Source organism: Stenotrophomonas sp. STEN240 (genome assembly GCF_056756175.1).
Map to the genome: position 1 here is coordinate 40,447 of NZ_JBRRBO010000034.1, position 6,112 is coordinate 46,558.

A 6,112-nucleotide genomic window follows, 5' to 3' on the forward strand; every position below is an offset into this window, starting at 1 on the left:
TTTGAATTCAATTCTCACCCGCCAAAAACCAAACCGGCTTGAGCGGCAAACGGCGGCGGGCGCTGTCATCCAGCTGGGCGTAATGGCGGGTCCACAGTTCGACCAGCTGGTTGGCGTCGATCAGGGTGATGCGGCGGTGGCTTTGGCGGGCTTCCAAGTCGGCGTCCTTGGTGAAGCCGGACAGGGCCACAAACAGGCCGACGTCGCCTTCACCCAGCACGGCCATGAAGCTGCGCAGGCCCATCACATCGATCTTGGGTGAGTTAGCGTTGCGTTTGACCTGCACCTTGATGCGCGGAGGGCGGGTGCCCAGCGGGTCGTTGTAGGCGATGACGTCCACGCCGCCGTCCTTACCGGGCGGGGCAATCCACGCCACGTGGTAACCCATGGCCGTGAGCAGCGCGCCCACCAACTCCTGGAAGTCGTAGGGCGGCATGTCGGCCAGATAGGCCTCGATCTCGGCCCAGGCCATTTCCTCGGCCTGCTCCAAGGTGATGCTGGCGGACTTTTCCACCGCCTCGTCATCGCCTTCATCGATTTCGATTACGGGCTGCGCCTTTTTCCATTTGTGGTACAGGCGTACCGCCTCGCGGTAGAACTGTTCGCCGTTCGGGTACTGCTGCAGGGCTTGGGCGCCTTCGGCGGTGATGCTCCAGATGCCCTTGTCCTTGACCAGCCAACCGGCTTTTACGGTGTCGACGGTGGCGAAGCGGACGATCTTCTCGAAGCGGCGCCCGCCGGTAGGGTAGTCGCCGGCTTCGTAGGGGGTCAGCTCGACCTGGGACGCCAGCGTTGCCAGGGCTTCTGCGGCCTTCATGCCGTCGGGCCGGGTTTGCAGGATGCCGAACAGCTTGCGTATCAGGTGGCCGGTCCGGGCCTTGGTTACTTCCGCCATGCTTCCCCTGCCTCGGTGGTTTGTTTCAGCCTTTTGGCGCCGTAATGGGTCGCCGGATTTGGCTGATTTATGTGAAGGGCCATGATAGCCGGGGTGGCTTGTGTATATCAGGCTGAACCGGCTTGGTGGTGGGGGTAACTGCTTTGTTCAAGACCTTCTGGGGCTTGGTTTGCTCTTGGGCAAAGGGCGTTGGGGGGCTTGAGACTTGGTTTTGCTGGCTGTTGCAATGCAGGGGGCCTGATTACTTACTTGACGCTTGGGCTGGGTTTTGCAGGGGGCGGAGCGCGAGCAAGATCAAAAGCCCCCCTTCCCGCCCTTCGGGCACCCTCCCCCGCAGGCGGGAGAGGGGACGGCGCTGGGGTGCTGCGGTATTGCTTGCGGCCTGGCGTGGCCGGGTGCCGCGGCAGTCTGCTCCCTCCCTTTGGACGCAGGCCAAGGGGAGGGTTGGGGAGGGGTGCTTTGGCTTTGGCTTTGGCTTTGGCTTTGGCTTTGGCTTTGGCTTTGGCTTTGGCTTTGGCTTTGGCTTTGGCTTTGGCCTTGGCCGCTTCGGCTTGCTGTCCCGCAGCTGAGGCAACGTCAAAAGCGCCCCCCCTTCCGCCCTTCGGGCACCTTCCCCCGCAAGGGGGAAGGGAGACTTCCAACTTTTGCTGCCTTCCCCCCACCCGCCAAACCCCGCAAACCACAACAAAACCTATCGGGTGAATGTCGGGGAATACACTTTTTCAGCCTTCCGATTCGCGCAGACTGCCTCTCAAAGTGAGGGGAAGCCATGCGTAGCAAGCTGTTTGTGCCCGGCGCACGTCCGGAACTGTTCGACAAGGCCTTGGCCAGTGCGGCCGATGCCCTGTCCTTCGATCTGGAGGATTCCGTCCCCGAGGCCGGCAAACAGGCGGCGCGTGACAACCTCGCCAGCTTCCTCGCCCGCGCTGATGTGACCACCAGCAGCAAGCTGCTGATCGTCCGCACCAATGCCACTGACAGCCCGCACTTCGCCGCCGATCTGGCCGCGATGGCCGTGCCCGGGCTGTGGCTGCTCAATATCCCCAAGGTGGAATCGGCCGCGCAGGTGCGCCAGGTTGCCGTCGCGCTGGAGCGGGCCGAGGCCGCCAATGGCGTGACCCGCCCGATCGGGCTGCTGCTGAACATCGAAACTCCGCGTGGTCTGCGCTTGGCCGCCGAACTCGCCGCCGCGCATCCGCGCGTGGCCGGCCTGCAGCTGGGCCTGGGCGACCTGTTCGCGCCCAATGGCATCGCCCGCACCCCGGCCAATGTCCACGCGGTGTTGTTTGCGGTGAAAATGGCCGCCACCGAAGCCGGCGTGTTTGCCTGCGACGGGGCTTGGCCGGATGTGGCCGATGCCGACGGCTTCCGTACCGAAGCCATGCTCGCTCAGCAACTGGGCTATATCGGCAAGAGCTGCATCCATCCGCGCCAGGTTGGCCAGGCCAATGTGATTTTCAGCGTGCCCGAGGCCGAACTGGACGAGGCACGGCGTATTGTTGCCGCCGCGCAGGCGGCCAGCGACCTGGGCCGCGGTGCGTTCCTGTTCGAAGGACGCATGATCGATGTGCCCTACCTGCGCCGGGCCGAAGCCCTGCTCGCCGGCGCCCTGCGCGCCTGATCTTTCCATCTGGCGGTTCGCCGCCATGCCGTTCATTACCGGGGTTCCATCCATGCCCACGCCCATGGCCACTGCGCTCGCCGCGCTGTCGCATCGCTTCTCGCTCGGCTTGCGCCTGCTTGTCGTCACCACCTTGTTGGCGCTGAGCAGCACGGCCTTCGCCGATGACGCACTGACTGCAGTCAAGACCGGCACGCTGCCGGCCCTGCCCGACGCCAAGCCGGTGCAGCAGTTGCTGGATATCAACGGCCGCCTGCTGGCCCGCTCCGGCGACAATGCCTGGCTGCTTGGAAAGAACGGCAAGAGCTGGACCCCAGCCAGCGGCATCAGCAACGAAGTCGTGCACGACATCGTGCGCAATGGCGACAGCACCTGGTTGCTAACCGGCGCCGATGCGCTGCACAGCGATCAGCTGCAACAGATCAGCCTCAAGGGCGAGACGCTGAGCAAGGGTCAGTCGCTGGCATTGCCGACGCCGTTGAGCAACGCGCATGCCACCGCGCTGGATGGTGTGCTGTTCGTGGCCGGTGTCGACGAGAGCGGCGTGACCCAGCTGTATCGCAAACCCGCCGATGCCGCGCAGTGGCAGCCGCAGCCGATATGGCCGGGTGCAGCCGCTGTGGTTGCAATGCAGGCGCAGAAAGGCGCGCTGTACGTGGTGGTCGGCAACAACGGCGCACAGCAGCTGCTGCGTTGGAACACCGAAAAAGGCTGGCACAACCTGCCCGCCATCGGCGGCGACGTGGTGCCCGGTTCGCTGCGTGCACTCGGTCAGGCGCACTTGTTGATGCAGGTGACCGACGCGGTCGGCAGCAGCCATGCGCGTACCTTCCACACCATCACCAGCGCCTGGGCTGACCTGGCCGATACCGCCGCCAACGCGCCACTGGCCAGTGCCAGCCTGGGCAACGGCCTTGCCTGGGCCAATGCCGACGGCAGCCTGCATACCTTTGAATTGCAGAGCGGCAAACACCTGCTGGGCTGGCTGGACTGGGCGGTGATCATCGTCTATCTCGGCGCGATGCTGGGCATGGGCGCCTACTTCTACTTCCGCGAAAAACGCGCCAGCACTGCCGATTTCTTCGTCGGTGGCCGCAGCATTCCGTTCTGGGCTGCAGGCGTCAGCCTGTACGCCACCAACACCAGCTCGATCAGCTTCATCGCCATTCCGGCCAAGGCGTTCGAAACCAACTGGCAGTACCTGACCAACAACCTGATCGCGGTGGTCGGCCTGATGTTCGTGGCGGTGTGGATCGTGCCGCTGCTGCGCCGCTTGGACCTGATGAGCGTGTTCTCCTATCTGGAAACCCGCTTCCATCCCGCCATCCGCATGCTCGCCAGTGCGCTGTGCATCGTCATGCAGATCGGCGCGCGGATGAGCGTGGTGCTGTTCCTGCCCGCGCTGGCCATCGCCACCATCACCGGCATCAACGTGGTGTGGAGCATCATGATGATGGGTGTGTTCACCATCCTCTACACCGCGATGGGCGGCATGAAGGCGGTGATCTGGACCGACTTCGTGCAGGTGATCGTGAAGATGGGCGGCGCGATCTTCGCCATCCTGTTCATCGTCTGGACGCTGAAGGGCGGCTTCGGTGAATTCGTCGCCACTGCCGCGATGGAAGACAAGACCAAGCTGTTCGATTTCAGCTTCGACCTGACCAAGGCCACGGTGTGGGGCTTCATCTTCCTGGTCGTGTTCGACGTGGTGCTGACTTTCCCCAAGGACCAGGTGCTGATGCAGCGCACCCTGGCCACCAAGTCGGACAAGGAAGCCGGCCGTTCGATCTGGGCGTTCGCCGCGATCATGATCCCGGGTGGCTTCATCTTCTACGGCATCGGCACCGCCTTGTGGGTGTTCTACAAGAACAACCCGCAGCGTCTTGACCCGCTGCTGCCGATCGATGCGACCTTCCCGCTGTTCATCGCCGCCGAGCTGCCGCCGGGTGTCACCGGCCTGATCATCGCCGGCGTGTTCGCAGCCGCCATGGCAACGCTGTCGAGCATCATGAACAGCGTGGCGACATTGATCTCGGTCGATTTCTACGAGCGCCTGGCCAAGGACCCGACCCCGCGCAAGAGCGTGCTGTTCGCTGAAATTTCCACGGTGCTGGTTGGTCTTACCGCGATTGGCCTGGCCCTGATCATGACCCGCTACGACATCCACTCCTTGTTCGACGTGTCGATCGAACTGGCCGGCCTGCTCGGCGGTGGCTTTGCCGGTGCCTATACGCTGGGCATGTTCACCCGCCGTGCCAACTCCGCCGGCGTGGCAATCGGCGTGGCCTCCAGCATCGTGCTGACGTTCGTGGCCTGGTGGTACAGCCTGGTGCACCCGTACTTCTACCTGGCCATCTCGATCTTCCTGTGCATCGTGATCGGCTATGTGGCCAGCCTGTTCTTCCCGGCGCCGAACCGCTCGCTGAAGGGCCTGACCATCTACAAGCAGGACGCTCTGTGAAGACCGGCCTGCGGCCCGCCAGCCGTCGCGGACCGCAGGCATTTCACACTGCCGGCGCGGTGACCCTGCCATTGGTCGCATCGCGTCGGCGCGCCCGCTGGTGTAGTTTGGCGCGCAGCTGAGAGGTCTAATCGCGTGGAAACCCAGTTTCTCAATACCTTTGTCACCGTGGTCGACCGCGGCTCCATGGCTGCGGCGGCGCGCATGCTGCACATCACCCCGGCCGCCGTTGCCCAGCAGATCCGCACGCTGGAACGCGAGCTGGGTGCGCCGCTGATCGCGCGCGCCGGCCGCACCGTCAGCGTCACCGAGGAAGGTGCGCGCATCCTGCAGCGTTCGCGCGACCTGCTGCGCGGCGTGGCTGATCTGCGCAGCGTCGCCAACGAAAGCGGCATGGCCGGCGAGCTGCGGCTGGGCGCCTGCCCCACCGCGCTGGGCGGGCTGGTGCCAGACATCCTGGCGCGGATGGTGGCCAAGTTCCCCGAGATAAACGTCTTCATCAAACCCGGTTATTCGTCCGACCTGTACGGCGCGGTGGAAGCGGGCGACCTGGATGCGGCGATGGTGCTGCAGGCACCGTTTTCGCTGCCCAAGACCTGCGACTGGCAGCTGCTGCGTGAAGAGCCGCTGGTGGTGCTGGCGCCGGCGCGCATGGCCGGTGCCGACCCGCACCAGCTGCTGCGCGAAGAGCCGCTGATCCGCTACGACCGCCACGAATGGGGCGGCCGTCAGGCCGACGAATACCTGCGCAAGGCCGGCATCGTGCCGCGCGAACGGTTCGAGCTGAATGCGCTGAACGCGATTGCCGTGATGGTGGATCGCGGTTTGGGCGTGTCGCTGGTGCCAGATTGGGCAAAGCCGTGGCCGGAAGGCATTTCGGTGGTACGCATCCCGCTGCCCGAGCCCAGCGAGCCGCGCCGTATCGGCATGGTCTGGTCACGCGCCTCGGTGCGCCTGCGCCAGGTCAACGTGCTGTTGGACGAGGCGCGCACGGCGCTGTTGCAGCCAACGGATTGAGCGGAATGCACCTGTAGTGCCGAGCCATGCTCGGTAGGGGCATTACCGATAACCTTCTGTAGTGCCGAGCCATGCTCGGCTGGAGCATTACCGGTAAGGCCTCTGCCGAGCATGGCTC

The 6,112-nt window shown here is 64.6% G+C and carries 4 protein-coding genes; 3 read left to right on the forward strand and 1 reads right to left on the reverse strand.

The window, feature by feature from the left end:
• Positions 1–7 precede the first annotated feature (7 nt).
• The gene (locus tag ACVOKO_RS14100; protein WP_346499533.1) at positions 8–895 is read right to left on the reverse strand and encodes a restriction endonuclease; all 888 of its coding nucleotides are present in this window, start codon (positions 893–895) and stop codon (positions 8–10) included.
• Between the two features lie 769 nt (positions 896–1,664).
• Here ACVOKO_RS14100 and ACVOKO_RS14105 point away from each other — a divergent pair.
• The 3 genes from ACVOKO_RS14105 (at position 1,665) to ACVOKO_RS14115 (ending at position 5,994) form a co-directional block, all read left to right on the forward strand.
• Positions 1,665–2,516, forward strand: a complete 852-nt coding sequence (locus tag ACVOKO_RS14105) for an HpcH/HpaI aldolase/citrate lyase family protein (protein ID WP_346499534.1) — start codon at positions 1,665–1,667, stop codon at positions 2,514–2,516.
• A gap of 52 nt (positions 2,517–2,568) precedes the next feature.
• Positions 2,569–4,977, forward strand: coding sequence for a sodium:solute symporter (locus tag ACVOKO_RS14110; protein WP_346499535.1), 2,409 nt, complete (start codon positions 2,569–2,571; stop codon positions 4,975–4,977).
• 135 nt (positions 4,978–5,112) lie between these two features.
• Positions 5,113–5,994, forward strand: a complete 882-nt coding sequence (locus tag ACVOKO_RS14115; protein WP_346499536.1) for a LysR family transcriptional regulator — start codon at positions 5,113–5,115, stop codon at positions 5,992–5,994.
• Positions 5,995–6,112 lie beyond the last annotated feature (118 nt).

Coding starts and splice junctions, on each gene's coding strand:
- ACVOKO_RS14100 (WP_346499533.1), bottom strand. CDS start 895: ATGGCGGAAGTAACCAAGGCCCGGACCGGCCACCTGATACGCAAGCTG.
- ACVOKO_RS14110 (WP_346499535.1), top strand. CDS start 2,569: ATGCCCACGCCCATGGCCACTGCGCTCGCCGCGCTGTCGCATCGCTTC.
- ACVOKO_RS14105 (WP_346499534.1), top strand. CDS start 1,665: ATGCGTAGCAAGCTGTTTGTGCCCGGCGCACGTCCGGAACTGTTCGAC.